17 protein-coding genes are annotated in these 21,342 nt (G+C 63.1%); 10 read left to right on the top strand and 7 right to left on the bottom strand.

Translation table 11 applies throughout. The features are described from left to right. Window positions 1-6 precede the first annotated feature (6 nt). The 4 genes from MAAFP003_RS15160 to acsA are packed head-to-tail and all read right to left on the bottom strand — an operon-like array spanning window position 7 to window position 4,959. Window positions 7-1,215, bottom strand: a complete 1,209-nt coding sequence (locus MAAFP003_RS15160) for a dihydrolipoamide acetyltransferase family protein (RefSeq protein ID WP_096288186.1) — start codon at window positions 1,213-1,215, stop codon at window positions 7-9. Continuing rightward, on the bottom strand, window positions 1,212-2,189 hold the full coding sequence (locus MAAFP003_RS15155; protein WP_096288184.1) for an alpha-ketoacid dehydrogenase subunit beta: 978 nt from the start codon (window positions 2,187-2,189) through the stop codon (window positions 1,212-1,214). Before MAAFP003_RS15155 ends, MAAFP003_RS15160 begins: the two co-directional genes overlap by 4 nt. Then, window positions 2,186-3,157, bottom strand: coding sequence for a pyruvate dehydrogenase (acetyl-transferring) E1 component subunit alpha (gene pdhA, locus MAAFP003_RS15150; RefSeq protein ID WP_096288182.1), 972 nt, complete (start codon window positions 3,155-3,157; stop codon window positions 2,186-2,188). The genes MAAFP003_RS15155 and pdhA overlap by 4 nt, the downstream gene beginning before the upstream one ends. Continuing rightward, window positions 3,154-4,959: an acetate--CoA ligase gene (acsA, locus tag MAAFP003_RS15145; protein WP_096291177.1), complete on the bottom strand. Its 1,806-nt coding sequence runs from the start codon at window positions 4,957-4,959 to the stop codon at window positions 3,154-3,156. The genes pdhA and acsA overlap by 4 nt, the downstream gene beginning before the upstream one ends. A 243-nt stretch (window positions 4,960-5,202) precedes the next feature. Here acsA and MAAFP003_RS15140 point away from each other — a divergent pair, with 243 nt between their 5' ends. Further along, window positions 5,203-6,189, top strand: a complete 987-nt coding sequence (locus tag MAAFP003_RS15140) for an Acg family FMN-binding oxidoreductase (RefSeq protein ID WP_096288180.1) — start codon at window positions 5,203-5,205, stop codon at window positions 6,187-6,189. A gap of 38 nt (window positions 6,190-6,227) precedes the next feature. Here the strand turns inward: MAAFP003_RS15140 and MAAFP003_RS15135 are convergent, their stop codons facing one another. Continuing rightward, window positions 6,228-6,563, bottom strand: a complete 336-nt coding sequence (locus tag MAAFP003_RS15135) for a nitroreductase family deazaflavin-dependent oxidoreductase (protein ID WP_096291176.1) — start codon at window positions 6,561-6,563, stop codon at window positions 6,228-6,230. A 365-nt stretch (window positions 6,564-6,928) separates the two neighbouring features. Between MAAFP003_RS15135 and MAAFP003_RS15130 the strand changes: the two genes are divergently transcribed. From MAAFP003_RS15130 to fdxA, 8 genes are all read left to right on the top strand, one after another. After that, entirely contained in the window at window positions 6,929-7,741 is an 813-nt protein-coding gene (locus MAAFP003_RS15130) for a universal stress protein (RefSeq protein ID WP_096288178.1), read from the top strand. A 238-nt stretch (window positions 7,742-7,979) separates the two neighbouring features. Beyond that, window positions 7,980-10,022 (top strand): erythromycin esterase family protein, encoded by a 2,043-nt coding sequence (locus MAAFP003_RS15125; protein ID WP_096288176.1) that lies wholly within the window; start codon window positions 7,980-7,982, stop codon window positions 10,020-10,022. A gap of 25 nt (window positions 10,023-10,047) precedes the next feature. After that, window positions 10,048-11,028 carry a 1-phosphofructokinase family hexose kinase gene (locus tag MAAFP003_RS15120; protein ID WP_096288174.1) on the top strand — a complete coding sequence of 327 codons (981 nt, stop codon included), beginning with the start codon at window positions 10,048-10,050 and terminating at the stop codon, window positions 11,026-11,028. 114 nt (window positions 11,029-11,142) lie between these two features. Beyond that, window positions 11,143-11,799: a hypoxia response regulator transcription factor DosR/DevR gene (dosR, locus tag MAAFP003_RS15115; protein WP_096288172.1), complete on the top strand. Its 657-nt coding sequence runs from the start codon at window positions 11,143-11,145 to the stop codon at window positions 11,797-11,799. A gap of 242 nt (window positions 11,800-12,041) precedes the next feature. Next, window positions 12,042-13,691, top strand: coding sequence for a GAF domain-containing sensor histidine kinase (locus tag MAAFP003_RS15110; RefSeq protein ID WP_096291175.1), 1,650 nt, complete (start codon window positions 12,042-12,044; stop codon window positions 13,689-13,691). Between the two features lie 129 nt (window positions 13,692-13,820). Continuing rightward, on the top strand, window positions 13,821-14,378 hold the full coding sequence (locus MAAFP003_RS15105; RefSeq protein WP_096288170.1) for a GNAT family N-acetyltransferase: 558 nt from the start codon (window positions 13,821-13,823) through the stop codon (window positions 14,376-14,378). Between the two features lie 13 nt (window positions 14,379-14,391). Next, window positions 14,392-15,276, top strand: a complete 885-nt coding sequence (locus MAAFP003_RS15100) for a universal stress protein (protein ID WP_096288168.1) — start codon at window positions 14,392-14,394, stop codon at window positions 15,274-15,276. 85 nt (window positions 15,277-15,361) lie between these two features. Beyond that, window positions 15,362-15,721 carry a ferredoxin gene (gene fdxA / locus MAAFP003_RS15095; RefSeq protein ID WP_096288166.1) on the top strand — a complete coding sequence of 120 codons (360 nt, stop codon included), beginning with the start codon at window positions 15,362-15,364 and terminating at the stop codon, window positions 15,719-15,721. A gap of 11 nt (window positions 15,722-15,732) precedes the next feature. Here fdxA and MAAFP003_RS15090 read toward each other — a convergent pair whose 3' ends face one another. Next, the gene (locus tag MAAFP003_RS15090) at window positions 15,733-16,548 is read right to left on the bottom strand and encodes a universal stress protein (RefSeq protein ID WP_096288164.1); all 816 of its coding nucleotides are present in this window, start codon (window positions 16,546-16,548) and stop codon (window positions 15,733-15,735) included. A 129-nt stretch (window positions 16,549-16,677) separates the two neighbouring features. Then, window positions 16,678-20,271 carry a trehalose-phosphatase gene (gene otsB, locus MAAFP003_RS15085; protein WP_243394065.1) on the bottom strand — a complete coding sequence of 1,198 codons (3,594 nt, stop codon included), beginning with the start codon at window positions 20,269-20,271 and terminating at the stop codon, window positions 16,678-16,680. 140 nt (window positions 20,272-20,411) lie between these two features. On the opposite strand from otsB, the gene MAAFP003_RS15080 reads away from it, so the two are divergent. Continuing rightward, on the top strand, window positions 20,412-21,320 hold the full coding sequence (locus MAAFP003_RS15080) for a universal stress protein (RefSeq protein WP_096291174.1): 909 nt from the start codon (window positions 20,412-20,414) through the stop codon (window positions 21,318-21,320). Window positions 21,321-21,342: the final 22 nt, after the last annotated feature.

The raw sequence follows: 21,342 nt of genomic DNA, 5'->3' as shown, positions 1-21,342 counted from the left end.
GGCTCATCACTTCTCCAGAAGGTCAGGCTGCTGCAGCAGGTCATTGATTGCGCTGAGGAACAACGCTCCTCGGTGACCGTCACTCGCGCGGTGGTCGGCTGCGAGCGTCGCTTGGACCGCGGTGACGACCCGGATGCCGCCGTCCATGACAGCGACTCGCTGAGTCGGTCTGCCGAAACCGACGATCGCCACCTGCGGCGGGTAGATCACGCCGAAGACCGTATCGACGCCCTTGTCGCCCAGGTTGGTGACGGTGATGGTCGGGTCGGACATCTCTGAGCTTCGCAGTGAGAAGGAGCGCGCCCGCACCACGAGGTCGGCGAGGTCATGCATCAATTCGTCAAGCTTCTTGTCCGCAACATCATGAATCGCCGGCGCGACGAGACCGCCGCCGCGCAGCGATATTCCGACACCGACATGAACTCCGGTGGCGGGCTGGAATGCGTCGTCGCGCCAGAACCCGTTGAACTCGCCGAACCGTTGCGCGGCGACACCAACCGCCTTGAGCAGCAACGCGGCCGGTAGTACCCGTTCATCGATCGAACGCTGCGCATTTCGCGTCGTCAGCCAGGTCATCGAGCTGTCCAACAGGATTTCGTCGGCAAGGTAGTAGTGCGGAATCTCGCGCTTCGCACGGCTCATGGCGGCCGCGATCGACTTTCGCATCTGTGCGGCACGGTCGACGGCTGTGGGCTTGGATGTCGGCTTGGTTATCGGTTGCAGCGGCTCTTTTGGCGCAGCAGCGTGCTCGACGTCGCCGATGGTGACCGCGCCCTGCGGACCGGTGCCGGTTACCGTGTCGAGATCGACGGCGAGAGTTTGGGCCAGCCGTCGGGCCGCGGGTGACACCCAACGACGTCGTTGCAAGACGGACGAAGCAGTGATCACCGCGGTCGCCGCGTCGGCAGGCGCTGCCGGTTTGGCCGCTGCTTTCGTCGAATGCCGCCGCCGGCGCGGCGACGACTTCACCGCGGCCTCATCGCGTTCCAGCAGGGTCGCCAATACCGTTCCCACTTCGACGGTTTCGCCGACCGGCACCAGTAATTCGTTGACCGTGCCTTCTTGCCAGCATTCGATTTCGACTGCGGCTTTGGTGGTGTCGACGACCGCCACTATTTGGCCCCGGGTTACCTTGTCGCCGGGCTTGACCAACCATTCGTCCAGCGTGCCCTCGTCCATGTCGGCCCCCAGGGCCGGCATTTTGAACTCGATCATTGCCGGTCGCCGAACAGGCTATGCACGGTCGCGACGATTTTTTCCGGCTGGGGCAAGGCGGCCTGCTCGAGGTGCTTCGCGTACGGCACGGGAACCTCGGCGCTGCACACGCGAGCAACCGGGGCATCGAGATCGTAGAATGCTTCCTCCATGATCCGTGCCGTGACCTCGGCCGCCAGACTGCCGCTGCGCCAGGCTTCGTCGATCACGACCGCCCGATGTGTCTTGCGCACGGATTCGAGAAATGTGTCACCGTCGAGTGGCCGCAAGACCCGCAGATCGACGACCTCGCACTCGATTCCGGCCAGCGACAACTCGTTGGCGGCGTCGAGCGCCTTGGGAAGGCAGCCGCCGTAGGCGATCAGCGTGACGTCGGTGCCCTCACGACGGATGGCCGCCCGCGAGATGTCCGTGGCGGCAAGAACATCGATATCGGTTGAGGAGTTGTAAAGCTGGACGTGTTCGAAGATCACCACCGGATCTGGGTCCGCCAGGGCGGGGGCGAGCATGCCGTAGGCATCTTCGACGGTGGCCGGAGCCAGCACCTTGATGCCCGGGATGTGGGCGTACCACGGTTCGAGGCTGTGCGAGTGCTGGGCCGCGAGCTGACGCCCGGCCCCCGTCGCCATTCGGACGACCAGCGGTACCGAGAACTGCCCGCCGGACATGTGGCGAAGGGCCGCAGCGGTGTTGACGATCTGGTCGAGCGCCAAGAGGCTGAAGTTCACGGTCATGACTTCGACGATTGGGCGTAACCCGTTGATCGCCGCGCCGATTCCGATACCGACGAACCCCAATTCCGAAAGCGGTGTGTCGCGCACCCGGTCGGGACCGAATTCTTCCAAAAGACCTTTGGAGGCAGCGTAGGTTCCGCCATACCGGCCGACGTCTTCGCCCATCACCACAACCCGCGGATCGTCGCGCAGGGCATCGCGAAGGGCATCGTGCACTGCGGTTCGGTAGCTGGTCTTCATCGCGGCGACTCCGTAGTCAGCACGTCACGGCCCAGATCCGCCACGTCCTCCCACGTTCCGGCTTCGGCGAATGCCACCGCCGCTTCGATCTCGGCCGAGGCGGCATCTTCGATCTCCTGTACGTCGGCGTCGGTCAGTGCGCCACCGCGCAGGCATTGCTCGGTAAACGACCGGATCGGGTCACGTTCGCGCCACTGCGCGACCTCGGCCTTATCCCGATACAGTTCTGGATCGAACATCGAATGCGCACGGAAGCGATAGGTGCGGAACTCGATGAAGAACGGCCCGCCGGTGTCGCGGACGTGGTCGACACCCTGCTGGGCGGCCCCGTGGCACGCCTGGACATCCATCCCGTCGACGGCCAGCGTGGGAACCCGGTACGACGCCGCCTTGACGGTGAGATCGGTCTGCGATTGTGCGCGATCCAAGGCGGTTCCCATGGCGTAAAGATTGTTCTCGCAACAGAACAACACCGGCAGGTTCCATAGGGCGGCCATGTTGAGCGACTCGTGAAACGCGCCTTCGGCCACCGCGCCGTCGCCGAAGTAACATGCGGTTACCCGCTTCTGCTGCAACATGGCGTCGGCCAGAGCGATGCCGACCGCGAGCGGCAGACCACCGGCGACGATCGCGTTGCCGCCGTAGAACCGCTTGGCTGCATCGAAAAGGTGCATCGACCCTCCGCGTCCGCGTGAGCAGCCCTCCTGCTTGCCGAACATCTCGGCCATGATCGAGGTCATCGGGATGCCGCGCAGCAGTGCGTGGGCATGCTCGCGGTAGGTCGCTACGACCGCGTCATCGTCGGCCAGTGCGCGCAGTGACCCGGCGGCGACGGCCTCTTCCCCGACATACAGATGCAGGAATCCACGAATTTTCGCCGCGCTGTAGAGTTCCGCGCACTTCTCTTCCATCCGGCGCACGCGAATCATGTCCGACAAGAGTTCATGAGCCAGCTTGGTATCGGTCATGACGGCACCCCCTCGGCGTGGCGGTTGGCTTGACGCTCGATGGTCGAGGTATCGCCTTCAGGCAGGCCTAGTTCGCGAGCCTTGAGCAGGCGACGCATAATCTTGCCGCTACTGGTGTGCGGCAATGCATCTGCGAATTCGATCTCTTTGGGCGCCACCGCGGCCCCGAGCCGCTTACGCGCGTGGCCGAGCAATTCCAGGCGCAAGTCTTCGTCACCGACCACACCGTTCTTCAGGGTGACGAAGGCCTTCACGATTTCACCCACGGTCGGGTCTGGCTTGCCGATGACCGCGGCTTCGGCCACCGCCGGATGGTCGGTAAGTGCGCTTTCAACCTCGAAGGGGCCGATGAGATGTCCCGCGGATTTGATGACGTCGTCTTTGCGTCCGACGAACCAGAAATAACCGTCGGCGTCTTTCTTGGCGAGATCTCCCGTCAGGTAAAGACCGTCCGCGAAGGACTTTCGATATCGCTCCTCGGCGTTCAGATAGCCGCGGAACATCGACGGCCATCCCGGCTTGAGCGCGAGTTCCCCCTCGACCCCCGGTTCATCGACGAGCGAAGTCGTCCCATCATCGTTGTGGCGCACTATGTATGCGTCCACGCCCGGCAGCGGACGGCCCATCGAACCGGGCTTGATGTCGAATGCGGGGGTGTTGGCGATCATGATGCCGCCCGTTTCGGTCTGCCACCAGTTGTCGTGAATCGGCAAGCCCAGCACTCGCTTTCCCCACCAGACCGCTTCGGGGTTGAGCGGCTCACCCACGCTGGCAATGAATCTCAGCCGAGGAAAGTGGTATTGCGCAGGCATCTCCGGGCCGGCCTTGATCAGCATCCTTATCGCCGTCGGTGCCGTGTACCACACCGAGACGCCCTGATCCTGCAGGATCGCGTACCAGCGCTCCGCATCGAACTCCGCTTCGTCGACGATGGAGGTGACGCCGTGCAGCAGTGGGCTGATAATGCCGTAGGACGTTCCCGTGACCCAACCGGGATCCGCAGTGCACCAGTAGATGTCGCCGGGGTGGAGGTCCAGCGCGTACAGGCCGGTGATGTAGTGCATCGCGACGGCCCCGTGCACATGCATGGCGCCCTTGGGTGTTCCGGTGGTGCCGCTGGTGAAGTGCAGCAGGGCTGGGTCCTCGGCGGTCGTCGGTTCGACTGGTGTCGTTTCGTTGGCGGCATGCATCCAGTCCCAGAAGTTGAGCGTTCCGGGTATTGGGCTGCCGGCTCCGTCGTCGTCGACGACGAGGATGTGCCGGACGGAGGGCATACTTTCGCGAATCTTGGCGATCTTGCGCTGATAAATGGCTTTGGTGGTGACCAGCACGTCGGCTTGGCCGATATTGACTCTGGTGGCGATCGGTTCGGGGCCGAACGCGGAAAACAGCGGCGAAACGACGCTGCCGTTACGCAGGGCACCAAGCATCGTGATGTAGAGCTCGGGGACGCGTCCCATAATCGTGAACACCCGATTGCCTTTGTCGATACCGAGCGCCCGCAACACCCCTGAGAAGCGTCTGGCAAGGCGGTCGAGTTCTGCGTAGCTGAGCTCTCGCGTGGCGATCGCACCGTCCCAGCCTTTGTCGGTGATGAAGCGCAGGGCCGTGCGTGTGGCAGCCGGGCCCGACGCGTGTCGATCGACGGCGGCATACGCGATGTTGCAGCCGCCCGGCCCCATTCCGTCGCACAGGTTGGGAACGTCGACCCAGCGGAATTGTGCGCGTGCCTGCTCGTAGTCCGACAAGTTGGGCTCGACAAGGTGGTCGCGGGGCGTTTTACGGATGACATCCGCAGTCATGACCGCCTCTTTCGGTTGGTGGGGCGTCTTCATCGTTTTCCGCGCGTGCATCCCGCAATAGAGACGAAGGTCACCAGTAGATACGCGCTTTTGTCGTCGAGTCGAAGGGCGGGTTACGGCGAGCGAGCGCATGTCACCGGTCCGTTGCGGGTCGATCGACCTGGTGTCGGGGACCAAGGACTCTGGCGTCAGCCGTCAGCGGGCACGAGGGTCGTAGCCATACCGAATGAAGGGGTGGCGACGATGGCGGAAACGCTGGCCGATACGAAAGTGATCACGACGGCAGTCGAGCTCGCCTGCCATGCGCCCTCGCTGTACAACTCCCAGCCTTGGCGGTGGATTACCGATGGCGTCAGCGTCGATCTGTTCGTTGATCCTGAGCAAGAATTACCAGCAGCCGACACGTCGGGCCGCGAAGCGATCATCAGCTGCGGCGCCGCGCTTGATCACTTCCGGACCGCGATGGCCGCCGCCGGGTGGGCCACGAATGTCGAGCAGTTTCCCAACCCGAACAATCTCGACCATCTGGCGACCGTCGATTTCGTGCCGGTCGACTTTGTGGCACAGGCTCGGCGCGACCGTGCGGCCGCGATATTGCGTCGCCGGACCAACCGTCTACCGTTTCGTGCGCCGAAGCGCTGGGCGTCTTTCGAACCCGTGCTACGAAGCTCGTTCGACAATGACTTGGTCAGTTTGGATGTACTGCCCGCGGATGTGCGACCGCGGCTGGCCGAAGCGGCACGACTCGCCGAAGCCCTACGTCGCTATGACGACTTGTATCACGCTGAATTGCGTTGGTGGACAACGCTGGAAGAAGGATCGGAAGGGATTCCGCAAAACTCACTGGTGTCGGAAGCCGATGCCCGCAGGGTTGACGTGAACCGCGAGTTCCCGACCGATCCCACGAACGAGCGGAGCTCTGCCGGCACGTACGACCAAGCGAAGATTCTCATGTTGTCCACTGCCGGCGACACGCGTGTCGATGCTCTCAACTGCGGTGAGGCGCTGTCGGCGATCCTGCTGGAGTGCACGATGGCCGGATTGGCCACCTGCCCCGTCACGCACGTCACGGAGCTCGACGCCAGCCGGGACATGATCCGCGACCTCGCGACGGGTCTGGCCTCGGTACCGCAGGTCTTGGTCCGAGTCGGCATCGAACCGGAAGGGGAGTTGGCTTCCGAACCGACGCCGCGCAAACCTCTGCACGAGGTGTTGGAGATCCGCAGCTAGCGGGTGAATGGCTCCAAAGACCTTGGTGGGTCGAGGTTCTAGATCTGTTCGGACTTCACGGTGAGGTAGTTCTTGACCTTGAACAGATCGTAGGTCCGTCGCCGTTCGGGCCGCAGCTCGGCGGCGGCCGATTCTGCGGAGATGATTTCCGGTTCGACCACTCGATAGCTTCGGCCATCAGCGCGGATGGTCGCGTGCCCGGCGGCAAGGACATTCCGGAGCCAATCGACGTCGGTGCCGTAGGGCAGCGGAACGATGAACCCGCCTGACACGCGTTCGGTGACTACCGGTGTGGTGTACTGCTTGCCGGAGTGCCGGCCGGTGTGCTCAATCACCGAGGCATACCAGTGCTTTCGCCCGGCCATATGCAGCATCAGTGGATTGAGCAGACGCTTGTTGAAAACCCGGACATCGTCGAGGACCGCCACTGCTGTTTCTCCTATCTATCGCGCCACCGCGTGGACGAATGGTGTTTTGGCACAGAAAATGTCATAACTCGCAACGGCCGGTTTGCCGCTCGTCCCAGGCCATCACGCTTGTCGGTAGCTGACACCTGTATTGCGCAATCCGATCAGCTCGCCCGGTCCGCCGGGTAGGGCCCGAAGTCCCTAACGTGTGCACCGCGCCTCGTCCGCCGAAGGGATCCCTAGGTGAGGACCAATGCCTCTGATCTGGCAGCGGCCTCACTCCGTAGCGTCTCGATCAGACACTTAAATGCCGTTGGTCGCCAGGAGTTCTCATGTTCGATCGGTATCCACCGAAGTCCGTCGTCGTAGGTGTGGACGGTTCGGCGGCCGCAATTCGTGCTGCCCGGTGGGCAGTCGACGAAGTGGCCGGCACCGACATTCCGCTGCGTCTGCTCTATGTCACCCAACGCGACGTCACTGCCGGTACACGGCAAGCGCGACTTGCGGTGGCCGCGGCAGAGCAGGTCGTCCGCGACGCATACGACGCGGTCGAACAGATCGGCAAGCCGGTCAAGGTCGAAACGGAGATCGTCGACGGCGCGCCGGTGGCGGCGCTCATCGCTGCTTCGCGGTCCACAACGTTGCTGTGTGTCGGAGACACGGGGGCCTCGATGCACCCGACAATCTGGTTGGGCTCGACCGCGAAAGAACTCGCACAATCCGGCCACTGTTCGGTGGCTGTCGTCCGGGCAGGCCCCCGCGACACGGACACCGCGGATACCCGCCGGATCGTCGCGTTCGTAGACGAATCGCCGGATGGCATAGACGTTCTGGAGCTGGCGATCCATGAGGCTCGCCATCGTCGCGTGCCGCTGCGGGTGCTGACATCAACGCAGCCGCGTTCCGGGGACTCGCATCTGAAGCGTTGTACCGACAACTATCCCGAGGTCGATATCGACACGGTGCATCTGCAAGCTTCCCTGGTCGATTACCTGGCCGCGCACGCCGAGGCCATTCAGTTGGTCGTAGTCGGTGCCGCCCAGACCGCGGCAGTCGGGCAATTGCTCGGTGATCCCGGCGCTGAAGCTTTGCGTGAGAGCGACGTGTCCTTGCTTGTGGTCGGTTTCAAGCGTCCTGGCCGCTGATCCGCGAAGGGGAGATGTCGTTTGGGTGGTGGAATCGCCATCCCATGGGGCGCGTGGCCCGAGCCGCTCGTCGACGCGAACGCTTCCCGCAGGCGCGCTGACCAACGACCCACAATGTTTGGGACTTCCGTCTCTTTACGGGATTTCGGCCGATTGATCGGATAGACATCGCACTGATTCTTTCAATCGAGGAGCCAGAGATGAGCACTTCTCGCCGTCCGGCGCACACGGGTGTGTCATGACTAGAGCAGCTGACGTCACCCGGCGCTCGCCGCGCCGAGTATTCCGTGACCGCCGCGAGGCCGGCCGGGTGCTGGCAAACCTACTGACCGCTTACCGCGACCAACCGAATGTGATCGTGCTGGGACTCGCCCGGGGCGGGCTACCAGTGGCATGGGAGGTAGCGGCCGCGCTGCACGCACCGCTGGATGCCTTTATCGTGCGAAAGCTCGGCGCTCCCGGGCATGAGGAATTCGCGGTCGGGGCGCTGGCAAGCGGCGGCCGCGTAGTGGTGAACGACGACGTGATTCGGGCCTTGCAGATCTCGCCGGGACAGTTGCGTGCCGTTGCCGAACGTGAAGGCCGCGAGCTGGTCCGGCGTGAGGCCGCATATCGCGGCGGACGACCGCCGCTTGAGGTGGCGGGCAAGACGATCATCCTGGTCGATGACGGGTTGGCCACTGGCGCAAGCATGTTCGCCGCGGTACAGGCTCTCCGCGAAGCGGAGCCCGCTCACATCGTGATCGCGGTGCCGGCGGCTCCGGAATCTACCTGTCGGGAATTCGCCGGTCTGGTGGACGATGTGGTCTGCGCGAGTATGCCCACCCCATTCCTCGCGGTGGGGGAGTCGTTCTGGGATTTTCGCCAGGTCACCGACGAGGAAGTTCACCAGCTGCTCGCTACTCCTACGACGGATCGAACGGCCGCCCCGGCACAGGTGCGGATGCCCGCCCAGGTGCTCGCCAGCGTGGCCATCGATGCTCCATCCGGTGTTCCGCCGCGTGAGGCGTTGGAGGAGTTGATTGGTGACGCCCGGATCGTGCTGATCGGCGAGAGTTCCCATGGAACGCATGAGTTTTACGAGGCTCGGGCCACGATCACGAAATGGCTGATCGAGGAGAAGGGATTCTGTGCGGTAGCCGCGGAGGCCGATTGGCCCGATGCCTACCGGGTGAACAGGTACGTGCGGGGCCTCGGAGTGGACGAGACCGCCGAGGAAGCGTTGCGTGGGTTCGAACGATTTCCGGCCTGGATGTGGCGCAACACAGTCGTTCGTGACTTCGTCGATTGGCTGCGCATACGCAACCGGCAGTGCGAGTCGAAGCGTCAGCGGCAGGCCGGCTTTTATGGGCTTGATCTCTACAGCCTGCATCGATCCATGCAGGAAGTGGTGACCTTCCTGGATCGAGTCGATCCCAGGGCGGCGATGCGGGCCCGTAGTCGTTACGCATGCTTCGATCATGCTTCGGCGGATGATGGTCAAGCGTACGGTTTCGCGGCGGCGTTCGGGGCGGGTCCTTCGTGTGAAAACGAAGCGATCGAACAGCTGGTTGATATGCAGCGCAACGCCTTGGCGTATGCGCGCAGAGGCGGGCTTCTCGCCGAGGACGAGCTCTTCTACGCCCAGCAAAATGCCCAGACGGTACGCAACGCCGAGGTCTACTACCGTGCGATGTTCAGCGGCCGGGTGAACTCGTGGAACCTGCGTGATGAGCACATGGCCGAGACTCTCGAGGCGCTGCTGAACCACCTGGACCGTCACGATGGCGCTCCTCCTGCGCGAATAGTGGTGTGGGCGCACAACTCTCACGTCGGCGATGCACGGGCAACCGAGGTGTCTTCTGACGGACAACTCACATTGGGGCAATTGGTCCGGCAGCGATACGGCGATGAGTCACGCCTCATCGGGTTCAGCACGTACAGCGGCACCGTGACCGCTGCAAGCGACTGGGGCGGAATCGCGGAACGCAAAGCCGTTCGGCCCGCGCTCAACGGCAGCATCGAAGAACTGCTTCACGAGACCGGCGAAAGCTCTTTCCTGGTGGCGGCGGACCTCAGCGCGGAAGCCGCCGATCCGCTCGGCGTCGTCCGGTTGGGGCGCGCGATCGGCGTGATCTATCGGCCGGAAACGGAGCGGCAAAGCCATTACTTCCATGTTCGGCCCGCGGACCAATTCGACGCGATGATCCACATCGACAGGACGCGTGCGCTCGAACCGCTGGAACCGACGAGCCTGTGGATCGCCGGCGAGACACCGGAAACGTACCCGTCCGGGTTGTAACGAACGACGAGCGGAGTCAACGGATATGGATGCGCCCATCGCATCGGTTCCCAGTCGAGCGCAGATCGTCACGCTGACCATGAACCCGGCACTCGACATCACGACAAGTGTCGACGTGGTGCGGCCGACCGAAAAGTTGCGCTGTGCGACACAGCGTTATGACCCGGGTGGTGGGGGAATCAACGTCGCTCGTATTGCTCATGTGCTGGGCGGTTCGGCTTCGGCGGTGTTTCCCGCCGGCGGCCCAACGGGTGGTCTTCTCATGTCGCTCCTCAACGAGGAGCGAGTTCCATTTCGGCAGATACCCGTCTTGGCGTCGACGCGAGAGAGCTTGACCGTCAACGAGAACAGCACCGGCCGGCAATATCGTTTCGTCCTTCCGGGGCCGCGGCTGACGTTCGCCGAGCAGGCGCTGTGTCTCGACCAAGTGCGGGCCGCGGCGGAATCGGCCGAGTTCGTGGTGGCCAGCGGTAGCCTGCCCCCTGGGGTGCCCGCCGACTACTATCAGCGGGTTGCCGATATCTGCCAGGGCATGGGCGTCCGTTTCATTCTGGACACCTCTGGCGGTGGGTTGCAGCACGTATCATCCGGGGTCTACCTGCTAAAAGCGAGCGAGCGCGAGTTGCGGGAATGTGTCGGGCGTCCGCTGGCCACCGAATCGGAGCAGTTCGCCGCTGCCCGCGGACTCATCGAAAAGGGTTGCGCGGAAATCGTATTGGTGTCATTGGGTTCCCATGGCGCACTTCTTGTGACACCGGCTGCGGACCAACGGTTTTCGGCGATTCCGATGCGGAATGGGAGTGGCGTCGGGGCCGGAGATGCGATGGTCGCGGCGATCACGATAGGGCTCAGCCGCGGATGGCCGCTCGATAAGGCAGTTCGGTTGGGCATTGCGGCGGGCGCGGCGATGCTGATGACGCCCGGCACGGCCGTCTGTGATCGAGCGGATATCGAGAAGCTGTTCGCACTCGCGCCGGAGCCCTGCGACGTTACGCTCTGCGACTGAGATATGAGCCCCTGCGCCGCAGGCAGCCCATGTGGTCAATCAGCGACGGCAATTGTGAATCTGGGCGATTATCAAGGATGTGGAATATTGAGACAGGGGCAGGAAGGATTCGCCATGGTTAAGGTTTTTCTGGTCGACGACCACGAAGTCGTTCGGCGCGGACTTGCCGACCTGCTCGCAGCGGACCCCGAGCTCGAGGTCATCGGCGATGCGGGCTCCGTATCCGAAGCGATGGTCCGGATTCCCGCGTTGCAGCCCGACGTCGCAGTGCTTGACGTGCGGCTGCCTGATGGCAACGGCATCGAATTGTGCCGCGACCTGTTGTCTGACCTGCCCGAGTTGCGATGCCTGATGCTGACCTCGTTCACCTCTGACGAGGCGATGCTCGAGGCGATCCTGGCCGGCGCCAGTGGCTACGTCGTCAAAGACATCAGGGGCATGGAATTGGCCCAGGCGATCAAGGATGTTGGTGCCGGCAAGTCACTGCTCGACAATCGAGCTGCCGCCGCCTTGATGGCGAAACTGCGCGGCAACGCCGAGCAGAAGGATCCGTTGTCCGGATTGACCGAGCGCGAGCGAACTCTTCTCGGACTGCTCAGCGAGGGTTTGACCAACCGTCAGATTGCCGCGCGAATGTTCCTGGCCGAGAAGACGGTGAAGAATTATGTATCCCGGTTGCTGGCCAAGCTCGGCATGGAGCGGCGGACACAAGCAGCGGTATTCGCTTCGAAGTTGAACCAACAGTCCCCACCACCAACCGCCGGTAAGTAACGAGACGGGCGCATTACACCAGCTCGAGAGGCCGCACGGGTTGGACGGCGTTGATTTGTTGGGTTGTCATCTCGATAAGACTATGCTTGGCGACGGTATCTTCGCGTTGTTTGCTGCCTTTTCGTTCTGTGGACGACGCGGTGCTGCCGCGGGGGCTGAATGGCCGGAGGTATCAGGCAGTGGCCAGCGACGACAGTAGCTCGGCTTTTTCGGGACTCGGCCAGCGTGGGCTGGTCAGCAGGATGCACCAGCAACTCGACGAGATGCTGGCCTCGCGTGATCAGATGGAGCAATTGCTTCAGGTGATCGTCGAGATCGGTGCCGACCTCGAGCTGGATGCGACCCTGCGTCGCATCGTCGTAGCGGCCCGCAAGTTGACCTCGGCACCGTATGGCGCCTTGGCGATACGTGACCGCGACGGAATGTTGATCTCGTTTGTCCACGAAGGAATTGAAGTCGACCACGCGCGGCAAATCGGGCATCTGCCGGTCGGCAAGGGAGTTCTGAGTCTGTCGCTCTTCGACACGCCGGCTTTGCGTCTGGACGATCTGACGAAACACCCGGCCGCGGTTGGGTTTCCGGAGCACCATCCCCCGATGCGGGCTTTCCTTGGCGTGCCGATCACCATCCGGGGAGAGGTATTCGGCAACCTTTATCTGACGCACGACGAGCCCGGTCGGCTGTTCTCCGAATCCGACGAGGTGGCTGCTCGCGCATTGGCTTTCGCGGCCGCGGTGGCCATCGACAATGCGCAACTCTTTGAGCGTGAGCGTACGGCCGCCAAATGGATGGAGGCAAGCCGCGAAATCACTACCGCGCTTCTGTCCAGCGTCGAACCCAGCCGGACTCCGTTGCAGGTGATCGCCGAAAAGGCTTGTGCGCTAACCGAAGCCGAACAGGCGATTGTGCTCGTTCCGGACGATGACGATGTGCCGATAGATGAGATTGACACGCTGGTCATCTCGGCAGCGGTCGGATTGAACGCTTCAGAGGTTATCGGCCAACGGATTCCCGTCGATGCGTCGACCAGCGGTGCGGTGTTCCGCTCCGCTGAACCGGTGATCACCGAAGCCCTGAGTTACCCGATCCAGGCATTCACCGACGTAGGGCAGCGAAGCGCGATTTTGATGCCGCTGCGTGCCCACGATGAGGTTGCCGGGGTGATTGTGGTCGCCCGCAGCTCGCAGCGGCAGCCGTTCGACGACAGCTACCTCGACCTGGTCAGCGATTTCGCGACGCATGCCGCGATAGCGCTGATGCTTGCGTCGGGCCGCGAGAACACGCGTCAACTGACGCTGGTGGCTGAGCGGGAGCGCATTGCCCACGATCTGCACGACCATGTCATCCAACGGCTCTTCGCCGCGGGGATGGACCTACAAGGCACGGTGGCCCGGGTGCGTTCGCCGGAGGTTGCCGAGCGGCTGAACCGCACCCTCGACGACCTCCAGACGATCATCGAGGAAATCCGCACGACCATCTTCCAGCTGAAGTCGCCGTCCGGCAACGGCGGTGGCTTCCGGAATCGGATTCAACGAGCGGTTGCCGACCTCACCGAGGGACGCGACATCGTCACGACGGTGCGAATGCGCGGTCCGATGACCGCTGTCGGCGGCGAGCTCGCCGACCACGCAGAAGCAGTGACGTCCGAGGCCGTCAGCAACGCGGTTCGGCATTCTGGTGCTTCACGACTGACGGTCGAGGTCAATGTCGGCGACATGTTGACGGTTGACATCGTCGACAACGGTTGTGGCCTACCAGTCGACAATCCCCGCCGCAGCGGTCTGGCGAACATGCTGTACCGCGCCGAACAGGTCGGCGGTCGCTGCGAAATCAGCAACGCGCCAGATGGCGGTACCCGAATCTACTGGTCCGCTCCGCTGACCGACCACTGACTCTCGGCGAAATCCCGGACGCCAAGGGGCTCATGGACCAATGGCGCCGGAGTGGAGTCTAACGGCCCTGCCCAACAGGGCGGATCGTGAATAACGTCGTGTCAAAGCCAACGGCATTCAGGAGCGCTCATGAGTCGTCAGTTGGCGGAATACTCCGCCACTGCTCGCCTGATCGACGGCAGGCTGGTGTCGTTGCGACGCCTCACCGCGCAAGACGCCGAGGCCACGTTGGCGTTCCATCAACGCCTCACCGACTTCGAGCGTTACTACCGGTTCTTCACGCTGAACCAAATCGATCTCGAGCATCTCGTCCAATCGATTACTGAAGCGTCCGATGATCGATACTCGCTCGGTGCGTTCGACGCCGACCGATTGATCGGTGTGGTCCACTACGTCGTTGTCCGCGATGATCCCAACGTTGCCGAAGTCGCGGTCGCAGTCGCCCACGAAGACCATTCGCTCGGCGTCGGAACGGCCTTGCTCAAGCACCTCGCGCACATCGCGCGGGCTCACGGCATTGAGCGATTTGTAGCCGACGTCCTGAGCGAGAACCATCTGATGCTCACTGTGTTGTTCGATCTCGGCTGGTGTTGTAAGCCAACGTATTACGGAGCGATTCAGCACGTTGAGATTGAGTTGCCGGATGTCCCCGACGAACTGTCGTCGGGCGCGAATGCGATCCCATAGGTAGGAGCACGAAATGTCGGAGCCCACAAAGAAACACGGAATATTGGTCTGTGTCGACGGATCGGCGGCGTCGGATGCCGCGGTGGCGTGGGCGGCCTGGGAGGCGGGCATGCGGAACACAACGATCACGCTGATGCATGCCGTTGCGCCCATCGTGGTCGGATTCCCGGTGGGCCGACTGTACGACGAAATGCCTGGCTGGCAGATGGAGGCCGGACAGCACGTCATCGACCAGGCCCGAAAGACGCTCAGCGCCAGCCTGGACAAGTTCGAGTCCCCCGAAATCCGCACGAAGATCGTCTATTCCAACGTCGCACCGGCGCTGATTGAGGCATCCAAAGACGCCCGGATGATCGTGGCCGGCAGCCAGGGCCTTGGCGCGTTGGGCCGGTTGTTGTTGGGCTCGGTCACCACATCGCTGGTCCACCACGCCCATTGCCCGGTCGCGGTCATTCATTCCGACGGTGACGCGGCTGTCGATGCCACCGCTCCCGTGCTCGTTGGCATCGACGGTTCACCGGCCTCGGAGTCGGCGACCGCATTGGCTTTTGACGAGGCCTCGCGTCGAGGGGTCGGTTTGGTGGCGCTGCATGCGTGGAGCGACGTCGGGGTGTTCCCGATGCTCGGAATGGACTGGCGGGATAGCGAGGCCAAAGGGGAGGAGATACTCGCCGAACGCCTCGCCGGTTGGCAAGAACAGTATCCGGATGTGCACGTCAGGCGAGTCCTCTGCTGTGATCTGCCTTCTCGATGGCTGCTAGAAGAATCGGAGCACGCTCAGCTGGTGGTGATCGGAAGCCATGGGCGTGGGGGTTTTGCCGGCATGCTGCTGGGTTCGGTCAGCTCTCATGTCGCGCAATCGGCAACCAAGCCGGTGATTGTTGTCCGGGGCGAATAGACGCATTCGGGGAGAGTCATTGGTCCTCAACGTTGAGGCCATCCGTTGAGCGCGCCCTTGGGTGCCGGCTCGTTAACGTAAGTCCATGACTTATGTGATCGGCGCCGACTGCATTGACGTGCTGGATAAATCCTGTGTTCAGGAGTGCCCTGTCGACTGCATCTATGAGGGCGCTCGGGCGATGTACATCAATCCCGACGAATGCGTGGACTGCGGAGCATGCAAGCCGGCTTGCCGCATGGATGCGATTTACTGGGAGGGAGATCTGCCTGCCGACCAGGTGCAGCACTTGGAAGACAATGCCTCCTTTTTCAGCCGTCCACTAGCGGGCCGTGCTGCGCCGCTCGGCTGCCCGGGTGGTTCCGCCGGTGTGGGTCCGCTCGGCGTCGACACACCGTTGGTGGCAGCGATGCCCGAACGCGAGGGTCGGTTAGACGCTCACTGACGACCGAATCGTCATGGGCGCACGACGAGTACCGAGCATCCGGCGTGCCGGAAATGGGGCTTGATCGGACCGACCAAGCTGGCAACCTTGTCAGCGTCCGAACTGTCCACCACCGCGAGTTGTACGGGTTCGGCTGTGCTGGCAAGGAATTCAGCGGCTCCACTCCGCGCGGCAGCCGGAAGGACATGCACCTCGCGATACTCAGAAACCCAAGGGCTGAGGCGGTGATCCAATTGCGAATACGGGATTTCACCCAGACCCCAACGCCAGACTCCCATCGCCAACACCGGTGCGCCGCGTAGACGTGCTTCGCGGAAACCGTGCTCGAGCACCACGTCGTTGCCCGGTTTGTCGTCGACGACGACGGCAACCCATCCCGAGCCGGGATCTTCACCGTCGCGGTTGTGGCGGATGATCGCCACCGGACAATGCGCATTCTCGGCAACGGTGGCAGCGGTCGAGCCGAGAACTCTGCGGGCGACCCGCCCGATCCCGATCGAGCCCAGACAAACCATCGCCGCGTGGTCAGATTCATCGATTAACGCGTTCCCGATCGATCCGCGCACCAGGTCGGTTTCGACTTTGACTTGCTGTCCCGTCGCGTTGACCGCTGCGCAGGCGGCGCGCAGCGCTGTCTCGCCATACTCGATATCCAAGCTGTCATCGCGTGCGGTTCCGTCGGATTCCCGTTCGGGGATCGCGTGAACCAGACGCAGCGGAACGTCTCGGCCGACCGCCTCGGTCACCGCCCATCTGGCCGCGTTGATCGCTGCATCGGAACCATCGATACCCACGACGACCCGCTGCGATGATTGCGGACGATTCATTGCATTCTCCGATCGGAACCAGCGCTCGCGGGAAACCCCGCTTCATCGGCGATGTTACGAGTCTCAACTGATTCAGAGCAGGGCCCTTCGGCCCGATCTTGATGGCAATGGTCACCCTGACAGCGTTGGTTACTCGACCTTGATCGTGCTTCCGGGCAACAGCTTTCGCACATGGCCTCGGCATTCGACATCGACCGAACCGGCGTTGCCGGCCTCAGAGGTCACGGTGGCGGTCCGTCCGCTGACTTGAAGATGGAGGCGCTGACCGCGGTACACGAGTGGGAACTCGATGGGGCCGAGGTCTTCTGGCCATTGGGGCCCGAGAATGAGTCGGTCGTCCCGTGTTTCGAGTCCGGTGTAACACCGTTGCAGCAGATCGATGCTGCCGGCCATCGCCGCGAGGTGTATACCTTCGGCCGTCGTGCCGCCCTGGATGTCGGCGACGTCGGACTTCAGCACTAGCTGGAAGTACTCCATGGCCCTGCGCCGGTTGCTCCGGGCGAGCACCCATGAGTGCACGATGGCGCTCAATGTCGATCCGTGCGAGGTGCGCGCGAGGTAGTAATCGACTGTTTTCGGGATTTGCTCCGGGGCAAAGTGATACCCGAGGCGGCCAAACAAACCCAGCAGTTCGTCGGACGACAGTAGATAGAACAGCATCAGCGCATCCGCCTGTTTGGACGCCTTGTAGTTGTTCACGCTGTCGTTTTCAGCCTCCAGGATGCGATCGAGGCGCTGAATGTTTCCGTAGCGTTCCCGATAGTGATCCCAGTCCAGTTCCGCCAGGTCCGAATAGCCTTCGAACTGACTGATGACGCCGTCATGAAAAGGGACGAACATGTGCCGGCTCACATGTTCCCACCGCTCGAGATCCGCTGTGTCCAGACCGATCTTGCCGACAAGATCGAGTCGGTCGCGCAGCGACAACAGGTCCAGCGCGTCCAGTGCCCGAGTGATCACCCAGACCGCCATCACATTGGTGTAGGCGTTGTTGTCGATACCGTCGTACTCTTTGCCGGGATATCCGGAATGAAATTCGTCGGGGCCGATGACTCCCCGGATCGTGTAGCGGCCACGACTTTCGTCGTACGTGGCCAATCCGACCCAGAATCGGGCGATCTCGACCAGCATCTCGGCTCCGTAGTCGACAAGATACTGACGGTCGCCGGTCACCTGATAGTGCTGCCACGTGTTGTATGCGACGGCGAGACCGACGTGATGCGCGCGTGCGCTGGGATCGGGGTTCCACCGGCCGGATCGTGGGTTGAGGTGGAGTTCCTGGCTCACCTCACTACCGTCACTGCCTGACTGCCACGGATACATCGCGCCCAGGTAGCCGGCCCTGCGCGCGGCGCGTCGGGCCTGGTGAAGTCGCCGATACCGATAAAGCAACAGCGAGCGCGACACGTTGGGCATCCGCAGGCTCAGGACGGGGGACACAAACAGGGCGTCCCAAAAGACGTGTCCGCGATAGGCTTCGCCGTGCAGGCCCCGCGCCGGCACGCTGGCATCAAGTTCGGCGGTGTGCGGGGAAAGCGTTTGCAGCAGTTGCACCAGATGCAGCCGAAGGATCCGCAAGGCTTCCACGCCGTCGTCAAGTCCGACGTCGCACTGCTCCCAGAGTCGGTCCCACGCCCGCCGGTGGTGCCGATGAAGATCCGTGTATCGGCCGGCTTCTTCGAGGAAATGCTGCGCGGTGCTTGCCGGCTCAGAGATCGCGGCGTCCCGCCCGGTGAAGAGGGTGACAACCTTCTCGAGTGTGATGGACTGCCCGGCGGACAAGTCCGCTCGGAGGTTGTGACCGCCCCGCCCGGCTTCTCGCACAAAGGTGTACTGCGCGTCGACGGGCGAGTCGTCGCGCCACAGTGAAGTGCGGGCGGCCATCCCGATCGAGATACGTGATTGCGATGTTTGTGTCCGCAACAGCACTGATCCGGGCGAGATTTCATCGAGAGTGGGTGGCGTCAGGTGGACACTCGACAGTGAGCCGTAGCGTTCCACCATTGAATTGCTGACAGCGCCATCCAAGTGAGACATGAATTCTACTGTGCCCGACCAATTCTCCGCGGTTACGGTGTTCTTCATCGCCAGTATGTTGTGCTGGTGCATCGACGCGAATCGCTGCTGATTCAGCGTTGTCGTTCGGCCCGCATGATCCCGGAATCGCAGTGTACGGATCAGCGTCGCGTGTCGTAGGTCGAATGTTTGCTGATAGGACAGTAATTCGACATCGTCCACACTGAACCACGGGCCGTCGTCGATACGAAACGTCAGCGGCAGCCAGTTGGGCAGGTTGACGAGGCTCTCATTCTCTATTCTGCGGCCGGCGATCTGGTCGGCCAGGGTGTTGTACACGCCGGCGGCGTAGGTGCCGGGGTAGTGGGCCTGAGCCGCAGATGCCTCCGGCGCACAGCCGCGGGTGGCGACGTAGCCGTTGCCGACGGTGCACAACGTCTCGCGCAGTCGCTCCTGTTCCCGGTCGTAGCCGTCGAAGACCAGTCGCCACGCATCGGCCGGGCTGGTTGCTTCATCTCGAAGGTCGTGTGCCAGGCGTTGGATGAATTCACATACTGCCGAAGGGTTTTCCAAGCTGAACCGAGCGGCAGACGGTCGGTCACCGACCTCGTCATGGCGCACCACGATCCCCACGCCGTCAAAACGAACCGCATCGAAAGCATCCTCATCGGTGAGGTCGTCACCGATGTAGATCGGCAATGCGGCAGGGGACTCAGCGGTCCGATCGTCGGCTAGGATCCTTTCGAGGAGCCAGTCGGGAGTGTCGCTCTTGTTCCAGGCAACGTTGGGGCCCAGTTCGATGACTTTGCGGCCCTGGGTGACATGAAGATGCCGGTCCCGTCCCAGCCGAGACGCCGTAGTGACCACCCGGTCGACGACGGCCGGATCAGCGTTGCGGTAATGAACTGTGACGGCAAACCGCTTGTGCTCCACTACTGTTCCCGGCACGTCCAGTAGCGCTTCGGTCAGCTCGGTGGCGGCATCAGCCAAGGTGGCAGCGGCGGCGACGGCCGCGGAGTTCTCGACATGGGTGCCGTCCGGCCCGAACAGCTCGAATCCCTGGCTACCCGCGTACCACAAGCCATCGACGTTGACTCGCCCCTGGACGTCCTTCAGGTCTCGACCGCTTATCACGGCAACGGGGCATTGCCCGGCGAGAGCGCGAAGCGCTTCGGCGGCGCCGCGGACCAGCACAGCGGCGTCGGGGTCATCGACGATATCGGACAGCGTCCCGTCGAAATCAAGGAACACTACCGGCCGCCGGGCGACCACAAGTTCTTTCAATTGGCCGTAGGACTGCAGGGCATCGGCGATGGTCGATAGGCCAGAGTCGCGGCTGCACACCGAGATCTCGGCGATGTCGGCGATCACGACGTCCGCCCCATCGGCGACAACGCCGTCGGTCCGGTCGCGGTAGAGGCCAATGACGAGTCCGATGCCGCAGTCTCGGGCTGTCCGGATACCGGACTCATTGTCGGCGATCACCACGCAGCGTCCGGGGCTGACCCCGAGACGGGTCGTCGCCTCGGTCAACGCCGCCGTGCCGGGGCGGACCTCTTCGACGCTGACACCGATCCCGTGCAGCTGTCGCAGCAGTGGCACATCGGTGGGTGGGCGGGTTTGCTCGGTGCTGACGATTGCGCTGTCCAAGTCGAGGATCACGGCGTCGTGGTAGCGCCTGTCGATCGTGACGGGCCATTGGGTCACGTTTGTGACGATGCCACAGCACCGGTGCGGGTCAAGCCTATTCGCTCGTTGAAGGTCTCTCGTCCATCCAGTTGGGGACGAAAGTCTCATGACCGATGAGTGTTTGGACCATAGCGTTCTCGATGAACGAAGGAGAAGACATGTCAGCGTCCGAGAAGCGTTACGGAATCGTCGTCGGGGTCGACGGATCACCCGCATCGGATTTCGCGGTCTGCTGGGGTGCGCGGGACGCGACGCTGCGTGGTGTTCGGCTGACCCTGGTCCACATGGTGAACCTGGCCGCTCCGGTGTGGCCCCCGATGCCACTCACCGCAGATACTCCGATATGGCAGGAAGACTATGGCCGTCGGATCCTCGAAGAGGCGGAGAAGATCGCCGAAGATGCGTCGAAGCCCCACGGCCGCATCGATATTGCAACAGAGCTGATGTTTGCGGCACCGGTTGCCGCGCTGGTCGAACTGTCCGACGAGGCAGAGATGGTCGTCGTGGGCAGCAACGGACGCGGAGCACTGGCCCGGACCTTCCTCGGTTCGGTCAGCTCGGGCGTCGTGCGCAGCGCAAGGTGCCCGGTCGCGGTCATCCGAGACGAAGATCCGTTGATGCCGAACCCGCTTGACGCCCCTGTGCTGGTGGGCATCGACGGCTCGGCGGCTTCGGAACTGGCGACGGCGATTGCTTTCGACGAAGCGTCCCGGCGCGGCGTCGACCTGACGGCCTTGCATGCGTGGAGCGACGTCGGACTGTTCGAACTTCCAAAGCCGGAGTGGACCGCGGTGCGGGCCCAGGCCGAGGAGATCCTGGCCGAGCGTCTTGCCGGTTGGCAAGAACGCTATCCCGATGTCACGGTGCATCGACTTGTCGTGTGCGACCAACCCGCTCGGCGGCTGATCGAGCAGTCGGAGTCGGCCCAGTTGGTGGTCGTCGGCAGCCACGGCCGAGGTGGATTGGCCGGCGCGCTGTTGGGCTCGGTCAGCAACGCGGTCCTGCATGGGGTCTTTGTGCCGGTGATCGTCGCGCGGCCGGCTGCCGGCCACGTAGATCGGGACTAAAGCCTCATGATCGACGACCGCG

It is taken from the genome of Mycobacterium ahvazicum (genome assembly GCF_900176255.2).
GTDB lineage: Bacteria > Actinomycetota > Actinomycetes > Mycobacteriales > Mycobacteriaceae > Mycobacterium > Mycobacterium ahvazicum.
Note: the sequence above shows the minus strand (reverse complement) of the source record. Positions and strands in the feature narration are given on the sequence as shown.